The sequence below is a fragment of the Rhizobium jaguaris genome, assembly GCF_003627755.1.
GTDB lineage: Bacteria > Pseudomonadota > Alphaproteobacteria > Rhizobiales > Rhizobiaceae > Rhizobium > Rhizobium jaguaris.
This window is the reverse complement of record NZ_CP032694.1, coordinates 4359483-4378032: the sequence shown is the minus strand read 5'-3', so window position 1 is coordinate 4378032 and position 18550 is coordinate 4359483. Positions and strand designations below refer to the sequence as shown.

Here is an 18550-nt window from a genome sequence, read left to right as displayed (position 1 = left end):
GGCTTCGGAGTTGCCACACTGCGCCGGAAGTGTGCAATGCGTACGACAGGCCGGTGCATTCTCCTATGCCGGCCCCTCACCCTAGCCCTCTCCCCGCTTGCGGGGAGAGGGGACGACCGTGCCAGACGATTGGCCGATCGGTTTGCGGTGAAAGTTTCGGGCGCTGTCGAACTCCCTCTCCCCGTGAGCGGGGCGAGGGTCGGGGTGAGGGGCTAAGGGCAAAAGTGCCTGCTGCTAACGCGACAATTCCCTCGTCGCCTTCTCCAGACCGCCGAGGGTCAGTGGGTACATCCGGTCGGCAAGCAGGCGGCGGATGATGGAGATCGAAGTGGTGTGGCTCCAATAGCCTTCCTGCACGGGATTGAGCCAGACGCATTTGCGGAAATGGCCGGTGATGCGGCTGAGCCAGACCTCGCCGGCCTCCCTGTTCCAGTGTTCAACCGAGCCGCCGGGATGGGTGACCTCATAGGGGCTCATCGAGGCGTCGCCGACGAAGACGACGCGGTAGTCAGGCCCGAAGGTGCGGATCAGATCGGTCGTTGCGGTGGCATCGACACGCCGGCGGCGATTGTCCTTCCACACGCCTTCGTAGAGGCAGTTGTGGAAATAGAAATACTCCATGTGCCGGAATTCGGCGCGCGCCGCCGAGAATAGCTCCTCGACAACGCGGATATGATCGTCCATCGAGCCGCCGACATCGAAGAACATCAGCAGTTTAACGGCATTGCGCCGCTCCGGCCGGGTCTGGACGTCGAGATAGCCATGTTCGGCGGTGGAACGGATCGTGCCGGAAAGGTCGAGCTCTTCGGCCGCTCCTTCGCGCACCCAGCGGCGGAGCCGTTTCAGCGCCACCTTGATATTGCGGGTGCCGAGCTCGACGCTGTCGTCGAGATTTTGAAATTCGCGACGGTCCCAGACCTTCACTGCTTTACGGTGATGGGATGTCTCCTGGCCGATGCGCACGCCTTCGGGATTGTAGCCATGCGCGCCGAACGGCGAGGTGCCCGCCGTGCCGATCCATTTCGAGCCGCCCTGGTGCCGGCCCTTCTGCTCGGCAAGACGCTCACGCAGCGTCTCCATCAGTTTTTCGAAGCCGCCGAGCGCCTCGACCAGCTTCTTTTCCTCGTCCGTCAGATGCTTTTCGGCGAGCTTGCGCAGCCATTCCTCGGGGATGGCAACCGCCTCGGCCGGCTCCATATCGCCACCCACTGCCTCGACACCACGGAAGTAGTCGGCGAAGACCTGGTCGAAGCGGTCGATGAAGCGCTCGTCCTTGATCAGTGCCGCGCGGGCCAGATAATAGAAGGCCTCGACGTCGTAATCGGCGATCCCTTCTTCCATCCCCTCCAGAAGCGACAGGAATTCCCGGAGCGTCACCGGAACCTTCGCTTCCTTCAGCTTCAGGAAGAAGGGAATGAACAAGCTTAGAACCTCTCTTGGCCGATCTCCTCGAGATCATAGGGCGTCGTCTGGTAGATTTCGTTGATCCAGTTGCCGAAGAACAGATGCGCATGGCTGCGCCAGCGGTTCTGCGGCGGGATTTCCGGGTCGTTATGCGGGAAATAATTGTGCGGCATCTTGATCGGCACGCCCGCATTCACGTCCCGAAAATATTCGTCCGCCAGCGAGGTCGAATCATACTCCACGTGATTGAACATGTAGAGACGGTTGCAGGCCTGCTCGTGGACCAGACAGACGCCCATCTCGCTGGATTCCATCAGGATCTGCAGTCCCGGCACCTTTTCGATGTCGGCGCGGCGCACTTCCGTCCAGCGCGAGACCGGAATGGCGAAATCATCGGAGAAACCGTTGAGATAGACCGAGGACGGCTTCAGGTTCTGGTGGCGATAGACGCCGAAGGCTTTCTCCTTCAGCGTATATTTCGGCACACTATGAAAATGGTAGGCTGCCGCCATCGCGCCCCAACAGACGTTCATCGTCGAGTGGACATTGGTCGCCGTCCAGTCGAAGATTTGCTGCATCTCGTCCCAGTAGGTAACCTCCTCATAATCCAGCAGCTCGATCGGTGCGCCGGTGATGATGAAGCCGTCGTACTTGCGGTGCTTCACCTCCTCCCAGGTCTGGTAGAAGGCGAGCAGATGCTCTTCCGACGTGTTCTTGGCCCTGTGGCCGCCGACGCGGATCAGCGAGAATTCCACCTGCAGCGGCGAAGCGCCGACAAGGCGCGCCATCTGCACCTCAGTCTTGATCTTGTTCGGCATGAGATTGAGAAGCCCGATCTGAAGGGGGCGGATATCCTGACGGATCGCCACCGTTTCGGTCATCACCCGCACGCCTTCGCTCTGGAGGGCTTCGAACGCGGGCAGCGTATCGGGAATCTTGATGGGCATCTTTTTACACCACTAAAAACAAAAAACCGGCCGCGATAAGAATCGCTACCGGTCCGCACGCGGCCCTTTAGCGACTTTTTTAACGTGGCTGCAAGCCGGCCGGCCAAATCACCACGGGAGGATTTCAATAGACCTGCTACCCCGGCGGGTCAATGGGGCAAGCGTTGAAGGAAGGCTGGCGGCCGCGCCCTGATGTCGGTTGTTACTTACAGATATTCAAGAAGCGCCTGCATACCATAGCCCAGGCGCTGCTTGGCGTCCTCGATCGGCAGCCAGAAGAAGCGGAAGCCAATCGGATCGCCGCCGCCGAACGGCGTCATTTCGTAATGGAGCCACGTGGCGGGCGCCATCGCGGAGATGCGGCAGCGGAAATAGTGTCGTTGGTGATGGTGTTCGCGCCCGTCCTTTTCGAACCGATACTCGTGAACGCCGAGTGGATGCAGTTCATCCGGCGCAAAACCGGTCTCTTCCTCGAATTCGCGCGCTGCCGCGATCGCAACATCCTCACCGGGTTCTACGGTGCCGCCGGGAATCTGCAGTTCGACGGAGGAAAATCGGGTTCATCGAATACCAGCAAGCACCGGCCGCTCAGCGCGTAGATCAAGACCTTCACGGCATCCGGCTGCATCATTTCCCTTGCCCGCGCGCCATAAAGGCTAGGCGTTCGAAAAGATGGACGTCCTGCTCATTCTTCAGCAAGGCCCCATGCAGCTTCGGCAGGGCGCTCTTTGCGTCCCCGCGCAAGGTGGCCGGATCGACGTCGTCGGCAACAAGGAGGCGAATCCAGTCGAGCGCTTCGGAAGTCGAGGGTTTCTTCTTGAGCCCAGGTACATCGCGGATTTCGAAGAACTGAGTGAGTGCGGCCCGCACCAGCGTCTGCTTGATGCCGGGATAGTGCACCTCGACAATGCGCGTCAGCGTTTCAACATCGGGGAAGCGGATATAGTGGAAGAAGCAGCGGCGCAGAAAGGCGTCCGGCAGTTCCTTTTCATTGTTGGAGGTAATGATGACGATCGGCCTGACGGCGGCGTGGATCGTTTCGCCGGTTTCGTAGACGTGGAACTCCATGCGGTCGAGTTCCTGCAGAAGATCATTCGGGAATTCGATGTCCGCCTTGTCGATCTCGTCGATCAGCAGCACGCATTTCTCCGCTGCCGTAAAGGCCTGCCAGAGCTTGCCTTGCCGGATGTAGTTCCTGACGTCGTTGACGCGTGCATCACCCAGCTGGCTGTCGCGCAGGCGCGAGACTGCGTCATATTCGTACAAGCCCTGCTGCGCCTTGGTGGTCGATTTGATATTCCATTCGATGAGGTCGAGACCGAGGGCTGAGGCGACCTGACGGGCCAGTTCCGTCTTGCCGGTACCAGGTTCGCCCTTCACCAAAAGTGGCCGTTCCAGCCGAATGGCGGCGTTGACAGCGACCATCAAATCCTTGTCGGCGATATAGTCTGCGGTTCCCTGAAATTGCATTGGAAGGCTTTCATCAATCTTTGGGGCGCAAGCTAGTCCTTGGCCTTACTCGGTTCAAGGCGTGAAACGGTGTATATACCGAACGTGATCACGCTGATGTATCGCATGGATGGACATGTGAGCGGGTCATGATTAACTGAGGATTAAGTGCGTTGCAGGGAAGTGTTGATGGCAGTTGAAACGCAAGCCAAGCCGAATATCCGGGGAGCTGATCAGGTCGGTTACGATTTGAGTGTTCTCTATCGGCTGCGGATGATGGTTTCCGCCTTTTGGAATTCCGCCGTTCGCGTCAAGATTATTTCTCTTACGATTGCGTTGTTCGCGATTATCTTGGTCACGGCCTATGTCCAGGTCCTGCTCAACAACTGGAATGCGCCTTTTATGATTCGCTGGCGCGGCGCGATACCGGCGCGTTCTTCCATCAGCTCGGCGTCTTCGGCATCATTGCCGGCCTGCTTTTGGTCCTCAACGTCGTGCAGGCCTGGCTTAACCAGATGGCCGCGCTCTACATGCGCGAGGGCCTGGCGCGTGATCTGGTCGACCAATGGCTGCAGGCCAAGCGTGCTCTCCGTCTTGCTTCCTCCGGCCTGATCGGCGTCAACCCGGACCAGCGTCTGCACGAGGATGCACGCAATCTCGCCGAAAGCACGACAGGACTGGCGATCGGCTTGGTGCAGGCAACGATCCTGCTGCTCAGCTTCATCGGCGTGCTGTGGGAACTGTCCAGCGGCATGGTCTTCAATTTCAAAGGCATGAGCTTTTCCATCCCCGGATATATGGTCTGGGCGGCGATCCTCTATGCCGGTTCGGCCTCGTTCCTGAGCCAATTCGTCGGCCGCCGGCTGGTGCGGCTGAATGCCGACCGTTATTCCAAGGAAGCCGAGCTGCGCTTTGCGCTGATGCATGCCAACGAACATATGCCGGCGATCACCATTGCTGGCGGCGAGGAGAACGAGCGCCGGCGGATCAATGTCGACATCTCAGCCGTGCTCGCCGTTATCCGCCAGCTTGCCATTGCCAATACCAATCTGACCTGGGTCTCGGCCGGTTATGGCTGGCTGGTGCTGATCATTCCGATCCTGGTGGCCGCGCCTGCCTATTTCTCCGGTGGATTGACCTTCGGCCAGTTGATGGTGGCGGTCGGTGCCTTCAATCAGGTCAATTCCGCTTTGCGCTGGTATGTCGCCAATTTCGGCCCGATCGCCGAATGGCGCGCCACGCTGATGCGCGTCACCGATTTCCGTCAGGCGCTGACGGAGATGGATGACGGCACGGTCATGCCGCACACTATCGCTTTCGATCAGGCTGCGCCGGGCACGATGGCCTGGACCGACATGGAGATTTCCACCAAGACCAGCGAGGATGCCATCGAGAACGGCTTCCGTATCCGCGAGGGCACGGTGACGATCACCGCCGGCGAACACATCATGGTCAACGGCGATCATGGCGTGAACCGCAGATTGCTGTTCCAGTCGCTGGCGCATCAATGGAATTGCGGCTCCGGCAAGATCAGCCTGCCGCCGATGGAAGACATGTTGTTCATGCCGCATACGCCCTATGTGCCGGGCGGCACGCTGCGCGAAGCGATCTGCTTTCCCGAGGATCGGGATGCCTATGACGATGCCGCAGTGGAAGCCGCGATGGACAAGGTCGGCCTCGGCCGATTGAAGAGCCGGCTCGATACGCAGGCCCGCTGGGATCGGCTTTTAGACAATGACGAGCAAAGGGCCGTCGCCTTCGCGCATCTGCTGCTGTCGAAGCCGAAATGGATCATCCTCGACGAAGTCATGGAGGGGCTGGAGCCGGATATGCAGACCAAGTTCTCGGCGCTGCTGACGGAATTCACCGACGCCACCGTGGTCTATATCGGCCGTTCGGAAGCCTATATCCAGGCGATGTCGCCGCGCGTCCTGCATCTTCAGGCGTTGGTGTCGTCCGAAGAGCACGAAGAGGTCGTCGCTGCAGCTGTGCCGCCGGCGGCAGCGGTACCGGACGCGACCCCCAAGAAGGCGAATGCACCATCGCGGTAGTTTGCGGCGATGTCAGGCACGTCGTCGTAGTGCCGAAACGCTTACCCGATCGTTACCCAAACAAAAAACGCCCCATCCGCAAGGACAGGGCGTTTCCCGCAAAACGATAGGCCGATCACTCAGTCTTTGGCGCGTTCGACATAGGAATTGTCTTCCGTGGCGATGACGACGCGGGTGCCGGCATTGATGTGCGGCGGAACCATGGTGCGCACGCCGTTCGCCAGCATGGCGGGCTTGTAGGAGGACGAAGCCGTCTGGCCCTTCACGACCGGTTCCGTTTCGGTGATTTCCAGCGTGACGTGGCGCGGCAGTTCGATGGCCAGCGGAACGCCTTCGTGGATCGACAGGACGCAGGTCATGCCTTCCTGGAGATAGGCCTTCTGGTCACCCATGGTTTCGACGTCGACGACGACCTGATCGTAGGTGGCCGGGTTCATGAAGTGGAAGCCTTCGCCGTCTTCGTACAGGTACTGGAAGTTCACGTCTTCAACGAAGGCGCGCTCGACCTGCTCGGTGGTGCGCCAGCGCTCAGACACCTTCACGCCGTCGACGATGCGGCGCATGTCAACCTGGGTAACCGGCGTGCCCTTGCCCGGATGAAAGTTCTGAGCGGTGAGAACGACGTAGAGCTTGCCGTCGACGTCGAGAACGTTGCCCTTGCGGACTGAAGAGGCGATGACCTTGACCATAAGACTTCCTTGTAACTCGGCTTGTCGCGTCGTAGAGGACTGTCGAAATACACCTCGAGACGCAGCTATTGTTTGCTTGGGGCGCAACTACCCTAAATCAGCAGAAATAGCCACCCCCAACCCTGGCGATCCCGAGAAGAAAGCGTGCAATGGAGCCAACAAGCAGCAAAGCGTCCCCCTGGTGGACCCGCACCGTCCACGCGGACCGGCGGCCGTTCCTCATTGGCCGCAATGCCATCCAGGCGGCGCTCCGTCAGTTCTTCATCCGCAATGATTTCATCGAAGTCGACACGCCGACGCTGCAGGTGTCGCCGGGCAATGAGGCGCATCTTCATGCCTTCGCGACCGAGGCGCTGACGACGGATGGCCAGAAGGCGCCTTTTTATCTCCACACCTCGCCGGAGTTTGCCTGCAAGAAGCTGCTGGCTGCCGGCGAGGAGCGAATCGCCTGTTTCGCCCATGTTTATCGCAACCGCGAGCGGGGGCCGCTGCACCATCCGGAATTCACCATGCTGGAATGGTATCGCGCGGGGGAAACCTACGAGGCACTGATGGCCGATTGTGCCGCGCTGCTGGCGCTGGCGGCAAAGACGGTAGGGGCAAAGAAACTCAGCTATCGCGGTGCCGAAACCGATCCGTTCCTTGCGCCAGAGCGCATCAGCGTCGGTGCCGCCTTCGAACGTTATGCCGGGATCGATCTGTTCGGGTCGATCGGCCTCGACGGATCGACGGATCGCGAGCATCTGGCAGGCGAGATGCGGCGCATCGGCATGCGCGTTGCAAAGGACGATCACTGGCCCGATCTTTTCAGCCGCGTGCTGGTCGAGAAGGTCGAGCCCTATCTCGGCTTCGGCCGGGTGACGATCCTCGACGAATATCCGGTTTCGGAAGCCGCCCTTGCCCGGCCTTCGGCGCGCGATCATCGTGTCGCCGAGCGTTTCGAGCTCTATGCTTGCGGCGTGGAGCTCGCCAATGCTTTCGGCGAACTCACCAATGCCGACGAACAGCGGCGGCGATTCAAGATCGAGATGGCCGAAAAAGAGCGCATCTATGGCGAGACCTATCCGCTGGACGAGGAATTTCTTGAAGCTCTTGCCGTCATGCCGGAAGCAAGCGGCATAGCGCTCGGCTTCGACCGGCTGGTGATGCTGGCGACCGGCGCATCGCGGATCGAACAGGTGCTCTGGGCGCCGGTTTCGGAGTTTGGTTCATGAATGTGATGCGTCCGATCAGAAATGTCGACGACCTCGAACAAGCCGGTCTGATCGACGCCGGTGAAGCTCTTTCGCTGGAGGCGGTGTCGGATCGTTATGCCATTGCGCTCACGCCTGCTATGGCAAAGCTGATCGACCGCGCCGATCCCGCCGATCCCATAGCCCGGCAATTCGTGCCGGACCTAGCCGAACTCATGATCACACCGGAAGAGCGAGCCGATCCGATCGGCGATCATGCCCATAGTCCCGTCGAAGGCATCGTTCATCGCTATCCCGATCGCGTGCTGCTGAAGGCGGTGCATGTCTGCCCGGTCTATTGCCGCTTCTGTTTCCGTCGCGAGATGGTCGGGCCGCAGGGGCTTGGGACGCTGGATGCAGCGGCACTCGATGCCGCCTTTGCCTATATCCGCGATCACCGGGAGATCTGGGAAGTCATCCTGACGGGCGGCGATCCGCTGGTGCTGTCGCCTCGCCGGCTGGAGGAGATACTAAGGGCGCTCGCCGATATCGAACATGTGAAGATCGTCCGGTTTCATACCCGTGTACCCGTCGTCGATCCGCTGAAGGTCGATGAAGCGCTGATTACGGCACTGAAGGCGAGCGGCAAGACGGCTTATGTGGCGCTGCATGCCAACCATCCGCGCGAGCTGACCGCCGAGGCGCGTGACGCTTGCGCCCGGCTCATCAATGGCGGCATCGTCCTGATCAGCCAGTCCGTGCTGCTGAAGGGCGTCAACGACGATCCCGATGTGCTGGCAGCGCTGATGAAGGCTTTCGTCGAGACGCGGGTCAAGCCCTATTACCTGCATCACCCCGATCTTGCCCCCGGCACCAGCCATTTTCGCCTGACGATAGCGGAGGGACGGGAGATCGTCGCGGCATTGCGCGGCCGCATTTCCGGCCTCTGCCAGCCCACCTACGTCCTCGATATTCCGGGGGGCCATGGCAAGGCGGACATCGGCAGAAACGCCCTCCGCGAGCTCGGCGAAGGCTGCTATTCCATCTCGGATTATCGCGGCGGCGCACATGTCTATCCGCCCGAGAGATAGGGTCTGCTCCATACCCGTTTCTGCCACTTCAGGATGTATATGGCGTCGCTTTTGTAAATGAATTTTGCTGGAAAATTTGGCACGTTAACCTTGCTGCCAAGTCTCATTCTTCCGCGCATCATTTCGTACAAATTTTAGGCTCATAAGATATTATCCTGGAAACGACACGTTATATGGCTTAAAAATTGTAAATTTTATTCAGATAACTCTAAAATATAAGATTTTATTGCTAAGTATATCCTAGTTATATTTACCACGTCGCTTAGCGGAATGTTCTATTTTCCCTGTTACTTCTCGGCTCAGGATAGGGTGGTGTTACTGCCGTCGTGTTTACGATTGCCTGGAGGGACTACGGAATGAATGAGACGATTCGCGATTTGCTGGCCAAGTTTGGTGCGCTCCCCGTCACGATGGATCAGATTGCCGATGATGCCGATCTCTATGCGGCGGGGCTGTCTTCCTTTGCGTCGGTGCAACTCATGCTCGGCATCGAAGAGGCTTTCGACATCGAGTTTCCCGACAATCTGCTGAACCGCAAATCTTTTGCCAGCATCGCCGCCATCGAAAAGACGGTCGGCATGATCCTGGATGGCCGAAAGGTTGCCTGATGAACATGTCGGTCGCTTTGGTTGAAGCCGGAGACGCAGCCGCGGTGCGTGCCGCCCGTGTCGCGGCAATCGCCGGCAAATATGCTGATGCAGTGGACTCCGAAGGCCGGTTCCCGCGCGAGGCTGTTGATGCGATGCGTGCCGAGAGGCTGCTGTCGATCCAGATTCCCGCCGATCTTGGCGGCGAGGGTGCGTCGACAACCGAAATAGCCGAGCTCTGCTCGATCCTTGGCCAGGCCTGTGCGGCGAGCGCCATGGTTTTCGCCATGCATCAGATCAAGCTATCGAGCCTGGTCGAGCACGGCGCCGGCAGCGAATGGCACCGCGAATTTATGCGCCGTATTGCCAAGGAACAGCTTCTGCTGGCCTCGGCGACGACGGAAGGCGGTATCGGCGGCAATCTCCGCAACAGCATTTGCGCCATCAAGGTGGAAGGCGACCGCTGCTTCCTGGAGAAGGACGCGACGGTCATTTCCTACGGCGCCCATGCCGACGCGATTCTCATCACCTCGCGCAGCCATGCCGAGGCGGCCTCTTCCGATCAGGTGATGACGGTCTTCCTGAAGGACCAATACACGCTGGAGCGCACCATCGAGTGGAACACGCTCGGCATGCGCGGTACCTGCTCCGACGGCTTCCTGTTCAAAGGCGAAGCGCCGGCGGTGCAGATCTTGCCGAAACCGTTCGCCGAGATTGCTGCGCAGTCGATGCTGGCAAGCTCGCATCTGCTCTGGAGCGGCGTCTGGTATGGCATCGCGGCCGATGCGGTGGCCCGCGCCCAGGCATTCGTGCGCGCCGCGGCCCGCAAGTCGCCCGGCACGCAGCCGCCCGGCGCGTTGCGGCTCGCGGAAGTTTCAAGCCTGTTGCAGATGGTCAAATCGAACGTCGTCGCCGGCCTGAAAATCTATGAAGAGGCCAAGGTCGATGCCGACCGACTCTCCTCGATGGCCTTCGCCGTCGCCATGAACAATGTCAAGATCGCATCGTCGGAGATGATCCTGCCGATCATCAACCACGCCATGCTGATCTGCGGCATCATGGGCTACAAGAATGGGACGCCCTACAGCCTCGGCCGTCACCTGCGCGACGCCCATTCCGCTCAACTGATGATCTCGAACGACCGCATTCTCGGCAATACGTCGACCATGCTGCTCGTCCACAAACAAGATACCAGCCTATTGGGATAATCGTCATGGATATGCAGACCTCGTTTCTCGACCGCCTTTTCGAATCCGGTCTTCTGATCGACACCGGTGTCGACGGTCTCTATGGCCGCAGCGGCCAGTTCGAAGATGTCATCGCCGCTTTCGAGAGGCTGATCGACAAGTTCGGCGGCGCCGATGGAGCCGAAGCCATTCGCTTTCCGCCCGGCATGAACCGCGCCTTCTTCGAAAAGAGCGGCTACATGAAGAGCTTCCCGCAGCTTGCCGGCACCGTGCACAGCTTCTGCGGCAGCGAGCTGGATCACATGAGCCTCTTGAAATGCATGGAGGTCGGCGAGGACTGGACGAAGGATCAGGAAGCGACCGACATCGTGCTGACGCCGGCGGCCTGCTACCCGCTTTATCCGACGGTCGCCAAGCGCGGCGCATTGCCTGATGATGGTGCACTCTTCGACCTGCAGTCCTATTGCTTCCGCCACGAGCCCTCCAAGGATCCGGCCCGCCAGCAGCTCTTCCGCATGCGCGAATATGTCTGCATGGGCAGCGAAAAGCATGTGACGGATTTCCGCCAGAGCTGGATGGATCGCGGTGTTGAGATGATGAAGGCCGTCGGTCTCGACGTCGCCATCGACGTCGCCAACGATCCCTTCTTCGGCCGTGCGGGCAAGATGCTTGCCAACAACCAGCGCGATCAGAACCTGAAGTTCGAGCTGCTGATCCCGATCACCTCGACCGCCAAGCCGACAGCCTGCATGAGCTTCAACTACCACCAGGATGCCTTCGGCACGAAGTGGGGACTAAACTTCGAGGACGGCAGTGTCGTCCATACGGCCTGTGTCGGCTTTGGCCTGGAGCGCATCGCGCTGGCGCTGTTCCACACCCACGGTCTTGACGTCAAGGAATGGCCGGAGAGCGTGCGCAAGGCGCTGTGGGGCTGATCGTCTCCATGGCTGCCGTATTCGCAGGACTCGATCCCATCGCCTACAAGCCCCATGCGTTGCACGACAGCGAGCGCATGTGGCCGGAAACCAATTGCTACATCGATCTCTGGATCGAAGTACTGGCAAGCCTGAAGCTGCCGCCGGAAGCCATGCTTGGCTTCACCATGGGCCAGGATTTCGAGGGCGATCAGTTCACCTTCTTCAAGGTGCCGCTCGAAGACCTCGAGGCGCTCTACGGCGTCCGCTGCACCGAGCTTGCGATCTATGACAAGATCCAGAGCCATGTCGCCGAGCAGATCGGCCGCGGCCGGCTCTGCCTGGTCGAGATGGATTCCTTCTACATGCCCGACACGCAGGGCGTCGGCTATCGCCGCGAGCACGGCAAGACGACCGTCGCCGTCAACAGCTTGAATATGGCGGGCCGTGAGCTCGACTATTTCCACAATGGCGGCTTCTTCAGGCTGTCGGGCGAGGATTTCGACGGGCTGTTCCAACTGCATCTGACGGAAGACGATCTGCCCTTCCTGCCCTATACGGAGTTCGCGAAGTTTCCTGAGAAGGTGCCTGGCGAGGCTGCCATCCGGCAGACATCCCGGCAACTTCTGGCCTTCCATTTCCGCCGTCGCCCCACCTCCAATCCCGTCCGTGCCTTTGCAGCGGGTTTTCCGGCGCAGGTGGAAGCGGTGGCCGAACGGCCCTTCGGCTTCTTCCATAAATATGCCTTCAATACGCTGCGCCAGCTCGGCGCCAATTTCGAGCTGGCGGGCAGTCATCTCGATTGGCTATCGGCAGATTTTTCCGAGGCGGCCGGTGAGGCGCGGCGAATTTCGGAGGTGGCGAAATCGGTGCAGTTCCAGCTTGCCCGCGCCATAACGCGCAAGAAATTCGAGCCGCTGCTGACAGCCCTTGATCCGGCCGCAGATGCATGGGATTCCATGATGAGGCTGCTTGAACAAAAGCTTTAGTCGCACATGAACCTGTCCAAAAATTGCTTTGGACTTTTTGGGATCATGTTTTGAGCTGGGAGATCCAATGCACGGGCGTTTGGCAAGCTTTGGCGGCGAGACGCTGCTAAGCGAAGGGTGGAACCTGGTTCTGACGGATGCTGGCGCCTGCGCCTCGCCGTCGGACGTGCCGTTTTCGGCCGGGTTCATCCCGGCACTGGTGCCGGGCACCGTGGCTGGGGCGTTGGAAAAGGCGGGGCTTTTCAACCGAGAGCACCCCCATCCGCTGAACGACAAGGACGCCTGGTATCTTTGCCGATTGGTCGACGCCGACCCCGGCAACGCCGTTCTGCGGCTCGGGGGATTGGCGACACTTTGCGAAGTCTTTCTGAACGGCAGAAAAATCCTGGTCTCCGAGAGCATGTTCGAGTCACATGAACTTGCCGTCCATCTGCTTGGCGGCGACGAACTGGCACTGTGCTTTCGTGCCCTGGAGCCGCGCCTTGCCGAACCAGGCCCAAGAGCCCGGTGGCGGCCGCAGATGATCACGCCGCAGGGGCTGCGCCTGGTGCGCACGACTCTGCTCGGCCACATGCCCGGTTGGTGCCCGGAGATCCATGCTGTCGGCCCCTGGCGTCCGATTTCGCTGCAGCGTCCGCATAGTCCCGTCATTCGCGATCTTTCGCTGCGTCCGGACCTCCTGGAGGACGGCGAGGGCCGGCTTTATGGCTCGCTCTCGATCCAGGGGCAGGTCGGCGAGATCGTGCTTCGCTGTGGCGATGTCGAACAGGCCTTCGAGAAAGACAATAGCGGCCATTGCACGGCGATCCTGAAAATCCCCGGCGTGACGCCATGGTGGCCGCACACCCACGGAACGCCCTATCTTCATGATGTCGCGCTGATCGTCGATGGCGTCGAGCATCCGCTCGGGCGCACCGGCTTCCGCCGGCTCGCGGTCGATCGCGGAGCGGACGGTCAGGATTTTGCACTTGTCGTCAATGGCGAACGCGTTTTCTGCCGTGGCGCCGTTTGGACGACGGCTGATATCGCCCGCCTGCCGGGTAGTCGCGCCGACTACGAGCCTTGGCTGCGGCTGGCGGCAGAGGCCGGCATGAACATGATCCGCATCGGCGGCACCATGGCCTATGAAACCTCCGAGTTCTTCCAGCTCTGCGACGAACTTGGCCTGCTGGTCTGGCAGGATTTCATGCTCGCCAATTTCGACTATCCAAAGAACGACAAGGCTTTCAATGCCCATGTCGAGGCGGAAGCGGCGCAGCTTCTTTCCGGCACACGCCTGTCGCCTTCGATTGCCGTGCTTTGCGGCGGCAGCGAGATCCACCAGCAGGCGGCCATGATGGGCCTGCCGGAGCGCTTCTGGGCAAGCCCGATCGTCGAGGAGATCATTCCGATGGTCGTTCAATCCCTGCGGCCCGATGTACCCTATGTCGTCAATTCTCCCTCGGGTGGCGCCATGCCGTTTTTCTCCGAATGCGGGGGTGACGCATTACTATGGCGTCGGCGCCTATATGCGGCCGCTTGGCGATGCGCGGCGTGCCGACGTCCGCTTTGCGGCCGAGAGCCTGGCTTTCGCACATGTGCCGCAGGCCCGGACGCTGGCGCGGCATTTGCCGGTGCCGGCAGTCCATAGCCCGCTATGGAAAGAGCGGGTGCCGCGCGACCGCGGTGCTTCCTGGGATTTCGAGGATGTGCGCGATCACTATTTGCGCGAGCTCTACGGCTTCGAGCCGGACCGGCTGCGGCGGGAGGATCCAGATTTCTATCTCGATCTGTCGCGGGCTGTTACCGGCGAAGTCGCGGAAGAGACCTATGCCGAATGGCGACGGCAGGGCTCCGGCTGCAATGGTGCCCTTGTCTGGACGCTGCAGGATCTGCTGCCCGGCCCCGGCTGGGGGGTGATCGATTCGACCGGTGAACCGAAACCCATATGGTATGCGCTCCGCCGAGCTTTCCGGCCGGTGCAGGTGTTGCTCACCGACGAAGGTACCAATGGCCTCGATGTGCATGTCATCAACGAGACTGATGCAGCCCTCGACCTCGATCTCGATGTGGTCTGCCTGCGCGACGGCCGGCAGACCGTGGTCAGCGGCAAGCGGGAATTGTCGGTCGAAGCCCGCGGCAAGCACAAGATCGCCTGCACCGATCTCTTCGGCGCCTTCTTCGACACGACCTATGCCTTCCGCTTCGGCCCGCCGTCGCATGACGTTACGGTGGCGCGTCTTACAGCGCCCGAGACTGGGGCGCTGATTGCAGAGGCTTTCTATTTCCCTTTGGGCAGGACGAAAGCCTTTCACGAGGCCGAGATCACCGCTTCCGTCGCGCAGCAAGACGATCATTGGTTCCTTGATCTGCGCAGCGACCGGCTGGCGCAATCGGTGCAGATCGATTTCGAAGCCCATCGAGCGGAGGATGACTGGTTTCACCTGTCGCCAGGTGTGACGCGGCGGTTGAGGCTTTATCCGAGATCTGGAATTTCGGTAGAGACTGTTCCGACCGGTCAGATCAGAACCTTGGGTGGCCGGCGGATAGTCGAAGTGTGATCAAGGGACGGTAAGCGCAGGGTTATCTCGCCCCTGGCGGGCGAGAAAGTAAAAACTTAGGATTAGGCGAGGGCCTGTCCCTCGTCTAATTCTTAGTTTTTACAAGAGCGGGGGTAGGCAGGGACGAAAGAGACTCCCGGCATGTCGGTGCAAGACACGGACCCCCTCTCTTGCAATTTCAATGGCTTAGAAATTGCGCTGGGCCTTAGAAGATGTAGACCCCCCGGTATCGCAATTCCTAAACCAGTGAAATTGCTTTCTCGCCCGCCAGGGGCGAGATAAGCCCCGCTTTCGCTCGCACTACAATGTCTTTCCATCCGGCCCAAACAGATGGCAGCGCTCGGGATCGATATGGATACTGACTGTCTCGCCGGCGCGGATGGCCTGCTGATCCTCGAGCGCGACCGTCAGCGACTGACCGCCATGCAGCGTAGCGTAGAGGATCGTCTGGCCGCCCAGGTGCTCGACGAGGTCGACGCGGGCATCGCCAAGCGCTAGGCCGCGATTGCCGACGTTCAGATGTTCCGGGCGGGCGCCGAGGGTGACGGCCTGTCCGGGCTGGAGACCGCCTAGCCGCCGCGGCAGGCGAATGGTCTGGCCGTTGAGGTCGATGACGGCGGAGCCGTCGTCGGAGGCGACGATCTTTGCGTCCAGGAAGTTCATCTTCGGCGAGCCGATGAAGCCGGCGACGAATTTGTTCCGTGGCTTGTTGTAGAGATCGAGCGGCGCGCCGACCTGTTCGATGTTGCCGCCATTCAGAACCACGATCTTGTCAGCCATGGTCATGGCTTCCGTCTGGTCGTGGGTGACGTAGATCATGGTATTGCCGAGCCTCTGATGCAGGCGGGCGATCTCGACGCGCATCTGCACGCGCAGTTCAGCGTCGAGATTGGATAGGGGCTCGTCGAAGAGGAAGATCTTCGGCTCGCGCACGATGGCGCGGCCGATGGCGACGCGCTGGCGCTGGCCGCCCGAGAGCTGTTTCGGCTTGCGTTGCAGGAGCTGCTTGATCTGGAGGATCTCGGCGGCCTTTTCGACGCGGGGCTGGATCTCCTGCTTCTTCATGCCCGCCGTTTCCAGGCCGAAGGCAAGGTTCTTGTACACCGACATGTGCGGATAAAGCGCATAGGACTGGAAGACCATAGCGATGCCGCGCTTGGAGGCGGGGACGTCGTTCATGCGGCTGCCGTCGAGATAGAGCGCGCCGCCCGAAATCGGCTCCAGGCCGGCGATCATGCGCAGCAGCGTGGACTTGCCGCAGCCGGACGGGCCGACGAAAACGGCGAATTCCCCGGGCTCGATTTCCAGGTCGATGCCGTGGACGACCTCGAGCTCGCCATAACGCTTGATAACCTTCTGCAGCGAGACGCTTGTCGCCATGGGCGCTTCCTCCTTGTTCGTCCTGATGGCTCGCAGGGCCGTCGTCATGCGGGCCTCCAGCTCTTGTATTTCGTACTTTCGGGGCCGACCGGAAAGCGGACTTCGGTGCGGGTTTCCGACGATTCATAAAATGCGGTGACAAGCTCCAGCGCCTGGCGGGCGTCGACTGTTGTGACCGGCAGCGGACCACCCGACACCAGCGCTTCATGGAACAGCTTCATTTGCGTGTTGAAGCGGATCGGGATCGGCGTCCAATCGGCCAGCAGCGCATCGATCTTCGCGGCGATCTCGTCATTCGCCGGAACGATCTTCCACGGATCCTGGCCGGGGCTGTAGGGTTCGTGGTTGCTCTCGATCAGGACATTTTCAAAAGCGAGGCGCAGGCGGCTGATCTGTTCCTGCGAACCGAGCGTCGCGCTGATCGTCGCAAGCGCGCCGTTCTCCATCAGCAGGCTGGCGCTGGCGCAATCCTCAACCTCGATATCATTGACGCGGGTGGCGACGCGGCCGAAGAGGCCTGATATCGGCCCCATCAGATAGGTCAGCATATCGTGCAGGTGGATCGAATGCGTCATCAGCACGCCGCCAAGCTCGGTCGCCCATTTGCCGCGCCAGGGAACCGCATAATATTCTCCGGTACGGACCCAATGGGTTTCGGAGGTGGCGACGTAAGGCTTGCCGGCGATACCGGCTTCGATGATGCGCTTCGCCTTCTGGATGCCGTCGCCATAGCGGTATTGAAAGATGGGCATCAGCTTGCCCTTCGCCGTCTTCTCTGCCGCGATGATCGCGTCCACGTCGGCGAGCGAGCCGACCAGCGGCTTTTCGCAGACCACGTGCTTGCCGGCGGCGAGTGCCTGCAGGATCAACTCGAAATGCGAGCCGGGTGGCGTGCAGATATCGACAATGTCGATATCTGGCATGTTCAGGACCTCGACGAAATCCTTGAGGCGCCTCGTAATGCCGAATTCGTCGCCGATGGCGTTCAGGCGCTCTTCGTTGAGATCGCAGAGCACGGCGACTTCGAAGCGGTCGGGATGTGGCAGATAGCCCTCGACAATATGGGAACGGCCGATGCCGAGACCGATGACCGCAACTTTCTTTACGTGGGACATGTGTAAATTACCTTTGTACGCTGTTGAGGGCTGTCGCTTCGGCGAGGACCTGAGCCTTGAGCGCCAGCTCCATGGCCTTGAAGCAATGGTCCTGTCCCATCGCGGTTTCGGTGCGGTCCCTGATATCGGCAGCCAGTTGCCGGCCATAGGGCAGCTCGACACCGCTGCAATCGATATGCTGCATGCCCTTGCGGTCGGTGAGGAAGAGATGATCGGTGCCGGGGCGACCGGCGACGTCGATATATTTGCGCAGCTCGATTGTGCCCTCGGTGCCGACGATAAAAAGGCGGCCGTCGCCCCAGGTGGAAAGGCCGTCCGGTGTGAACCAGTCGACACGGACATAGCCGGTGACATCGGGCGTGCGCAGATGGAAGTCGCCGTAATCCTGCAGGCCGGGCGTGTCGGGGTTGGCGCGGTTGGAAACCGTCGCCGACAGAATCTCGGCTTCGAGGGAGTCCGCGAAGAACAGGAACTGCTCGCATTGATGCGAAGCGATGTCGGTGATGATGCCGCCGTAGCGCTTACGGTCGAAGAACCATTCCGGCCGGGTCGGCTTGCGTAGCCGGTGCGGCCCGAGACCGGTCGTGTGGATGACCTTGCCGATGGCGCCGGCCTTGACCAGCTCGCCCGCCTTGACCGTCGATGCAGTCTCGAAATGTTCGGAATAGAGGATGGAGACAATGCGCTTGGTCTCGACCTGTACCCTGCGCACTTCGGCGAGCTGATCCAGCGTCACCATGCCGGGCTTGTCGAGCATCACGTCCTTGCCGTGCCGCATGACCTCGATGGCAAGGCTGGCCCGCTCGCTGGAAACCGCCGCGCTGACGATCAGCGCGATGGAGCTGTCTTCCAGGATTTCCATTTTGTTGGCGACGCGTCTTGCCTGGGGAAATCGTCCGGCGAAGACGGCAGCGAGATCGTCCTCCACGGCGTGGAAGGCGACCAGCTCGGCGCCGGCCCGCAACATGACGTTGACCTGGCCGTAGATGTGATCGTGATTGAGGCCGATGGCGGCAAAGCGCAGAGCGCTCATGC

The 18550-nt window shown here is 60.6% G+C and carries 13 protein-coding genes, 3 pseudogenes and 1 riboswitch; of the genes and pseudogenes, 8 read left to right on the top strand and 8 right to left on the bottom strand.

Features of this window, described 5'->3' with window-relative positions; translation table 11 throughout:
* Positions 1–234: 234 nt before the first annotated feature.
* The 4 genes and pseudogenes from CCGE525_RS21285 to CCGE525_RS21270 all read right to left on the bottom strand — a co-directional run bounded on the left by CCGE525_RS21285 (position 235) and on the right by CCGE525_RS21270 (position 3821).
* The gene (locus CCGE525_RS21285) at positions 235–1422 is read right to left on the bottom strand and encodes a vWA domain-containing protein (RefSeq protein WP_120706029.1); all 1188 of its coding nucleotides are present in this window, start codon (positions 1420–1422) and stop codon (positions 235–237) included.
* Positions 1423–1424: 2 nt separating this feature from the next.
* Entirely contained in the window at positions 1425–2351 is a 927-nt protein-coding gene (metA, locus tag CCGE525_RS21280; protein WP_120706028.1) for a homoserine O-acetyltransferase MetA, read from the bottom strand.
* 47 nt (positions 2352–2398) lie between these two features.
* Positions 2399–2476, bottom strand: a riboswitch (SAM riboswitch).
* 81 nt (positions 2477–2557) lie between these two features.
* Positions 2558–2979 (bottom strand): annotated as a pseudogene (locus CCGE525_RS21275) (NUDIX hydrolase).
* Positions 2979–3821, bottom strand: a complete 843-nt coding sequence (locus CCGE525_RS21270; RefSeq protein ID WP_120706027.1) for an AAA family ATPase — start codon at positions 3819–3821, stop codon at positions 2979–2981. The pseudogene CCGE525_RS21275 and the gene CCGE525_RS21270 overlap by 1 nt, the downstream one beginning before the upstream one ends.
* Positions 3822–3989: 168 nt before the next feature.
* On the opposite strand from CCGE525_RS21270, the pseudogene CCGE525_RS21265 reads away from it, so the two are divergent.
* Positions 3990–5851 (top strand): annotated as a pseudogene (locus CCGE525_RS21265) (ABC transporter ATP-binding protein/permease).
* 119 nt (positions 5852–5970) lie between these two features.
* Here CCGE525_RS21265 and efp read toward each other — a convergent pair.
* A complete protein-coding gene (gene efp, locus CCGE525_RS21260; protein WP_120706026.1) occupies positions 5971–6540 on the bottom strand; it encodes an elongation factor P in 570 nt (189 codons plus the stop codon).
* 149 nt (positions 6541–6689) lie between these two features.
* On the opposite strand from efp, the gene epmA reads away from it, so the two are divergent.
* The 7 genes and pseudogenes from epmA (at position 6690) to CCGE525_RS21225 (ending at position 15020) form a co-directional block, all read left to right on the top strand.
* Positions 6690–7754, top strand: coding sequence for an EF-P lysine aminoacylase EpmA (epmA, locus tag CCGE525_RS21255; protein ID WP_120706025.1), 1065 nt, complete (start codon positions 6690–6692; stop codon positions 7752–7754).
* The gene (locus tag CCGE525_RS21250; protein ID WP_120706024.1) at positions 7751–8803 is read left to right on the top strand and encodes a lysine-2,3-aminomutase-like protein; all 1053 of its coding nucleotides are present in this window, start codon (positions 7751–7753) and stop codon (positions 8801–8803) included. The genes epmA and CCGE525_RS21250 overlap by 4 nt, the downstream gene beginning before the upstream one ends.
* Positions 8804–9159: 356 nt before the next feature.
* On the top strand, positions 9160–9411 hold the full coding sequence (locus CCGE525_RS21245; protein ID WP_120706023.1) for an acyl carrier protein: 252 nt from the start codon (positions 9160–9162) through the stop codon (positions 9409–9411).
* Positions 9411–10598: an acyl-CoA dehydrogenase family protein gene (locus CCGE525_RS21240; protein ID WP_120706022.1), complete on the top strand. Its 1188-nt coding sequence runs from the start codon at positions 9411–9413 to the stop codon at positions 10596–10598. The genes CCGE525_RS21245 and CCGE525_RS21240 overlap by 1 nt, the downstream gene beginning before the upstream one ends.
* A 5-nt stretch (positions 10599–10603) precedes the next feature.
* Positions 10604–11512 carry an amino acid--[acyl-carrier-protein] ligase gene (locus CCGE525_RS21235; protein ID WP_120706021.1) on the top strand — a complete coding sequence of 303 codons (909 nt, stop codon included), beginning with the start codon at positions 10604–10606 and terminating at the stop codon, positions 11510–11512.
* A gap of 8 nt (positions 11513–11520) precedes the next feature.
* On the top strand, positions 11521–12480 hold the full coding sequence (locus CCGE525_RS21230) for a DUF1839 family protein (protein ID WP_120706537.1): 960 nt from the start codon (positions 11521–11523) through the stop codon (positions 12478–12480).
* Between the two features lie 67 nt (positions 12481–12547).
* Positions 12548–15020 (top strand): annotated as a pseudogene (locus CCGE525_RS21225) (glycoside hydrolase family 2 protein).
* 300 nt (positions 15021–15320) lie between these two features.
* Here CCGE525_RS21225 and CCGE525_RS21220 read toward each other — a convergent pair.
* From CCGE525_RS21220 to CCGE525_RS21210, 3 genes are read right to left on the bottom strand one after another with little or no spacing between them, the layout of a single operon-like run.
* Positions 15321–16400: an ABC transporter ATP-binding protein gene (locus CCGE525_RS21220; RefSeq protein WP_120706536.1), complete on the bottom strand. Its 1080-nt coding sequence runs from the start codon at positions 16398–16400 to the stop codon at positions 15321–15323.
* A 44-nt stretch (positions 16401–16444) separates the two neighbouring features.
* Positions 16445–17515 carry a Gfo/Idh/MocA family protein gene (locus CCGE525_RS21215; protein WP_120706020.1) on the bottom strand — a complete coding sequence of 357 codons (1071 nt, stop codon included), beginning with the start codon at positions 17513–17515 and terminating at the stop codon, positions 16445–16447.
* A 7-nt stretch (positions 17516–17522) separates the two neighbouring features.
* The gene (locus CCGE525_RS21210) at positions 17523–18548 is read right to left on the bottom strand and encodes a Gfo/Idh/MocA family protein (protein ID WP_120706019.1); all 1026 of its coding nucleotides are present in this window, start codon (positions 18546–18548) and stop codon (positions 17523–17525) included.
* Positions 18549–18550: the final 2 nt, after the last annotated feature.

Excerpts from the sequence above, each read along its gene's own strand:
- CCGE525_RS21220 (WP_120706536.1), bottom strand. The coding sequence starts at position 16,400 with ATGGCGACAAGCGTCTCGCTGCAGAAGGTTATCAAGCGTTATGGCGAG.
- CCGE525_RS21250 (WP_120706024.1), top strand. The coding sequence starts at position 7,751 with ATGAATGTGATGCGTCCGATCAGAAATGTCGACGACCTCGAACAAGCC.
- metA (WP_120706028.1), bottom strand. The coding sequence starts at position 2,351 with ATGCCCATCAAGATTCCCGATACGCTGCCCGCGTTCGAAGCCCTCCAG.
- CCGE525_RS21210 (WP_120706019.1), bottom strand. The coding sequence starts at position 18,548 with ATGAGCGCTCTGCGCTTTGCCGCCATCGGCCTCAATCACGATCACATC.
- epmA (WP_120706025.1), top strand. The coding sequence starts at position 6,690 with ATGGAGCCAACAAGCAGCAAAGCGTCCCCCTGGTGGACCCGCACCGTC.
- CCGE525_RS21230 (WP_120706537.1), top strand. The coding sequence starts at position 11,521 with ATGGCTGCCGTATTCGCAGGACTCGATCCCATCGCCTACAAGCCCCAT.
- CCGE525_RS21240 (WP_120706022.1), top strand. The coding sequence starts at position 9,411 with ATGAACATGTCGGTCGCTTTGGTTGAAGCCGGAGACGCAGCCGCGGTG.
- efp (WP_120706026.1), bottom strand. The coding sequence starts at position 6,540 with ATGGTCAAGGTCATCGCCTCTTCAGTCCGCAAGGGCAACGTTCTCGAC.
- CCGE525_RS21270 (WP_120706027.1), bottom strand. The coding sequence starts at position 3,821 with ATGCAATTTCAGGGAACCGCAGACTATATCGCCGACAAGGATTTGATG.
- CCGE525_RS21245 (WP_120706023.1), top strand. The coding sequence starts at position 9,160 with ATGAATGAGACGATTCGCGATTTGCTGGCCAAGTTTGGTGCGCTCCCC.
- CCGE525_RS21235 (WP_120706021.1), top strand. The coding sequence starts at position 10,604 with ATGGATATGCAGACCTCGTTTCTCGACCGCCTTTTCGAATCCGGTCTT.
- CCGE525_RS21215 (WP_120706020.1), bottom strand. The coding sequence starts at position 17,515 with ATGTCCCACGTAAAGAAAGTTGCGGTCATCGGTCTCGGCATCGGCCGT.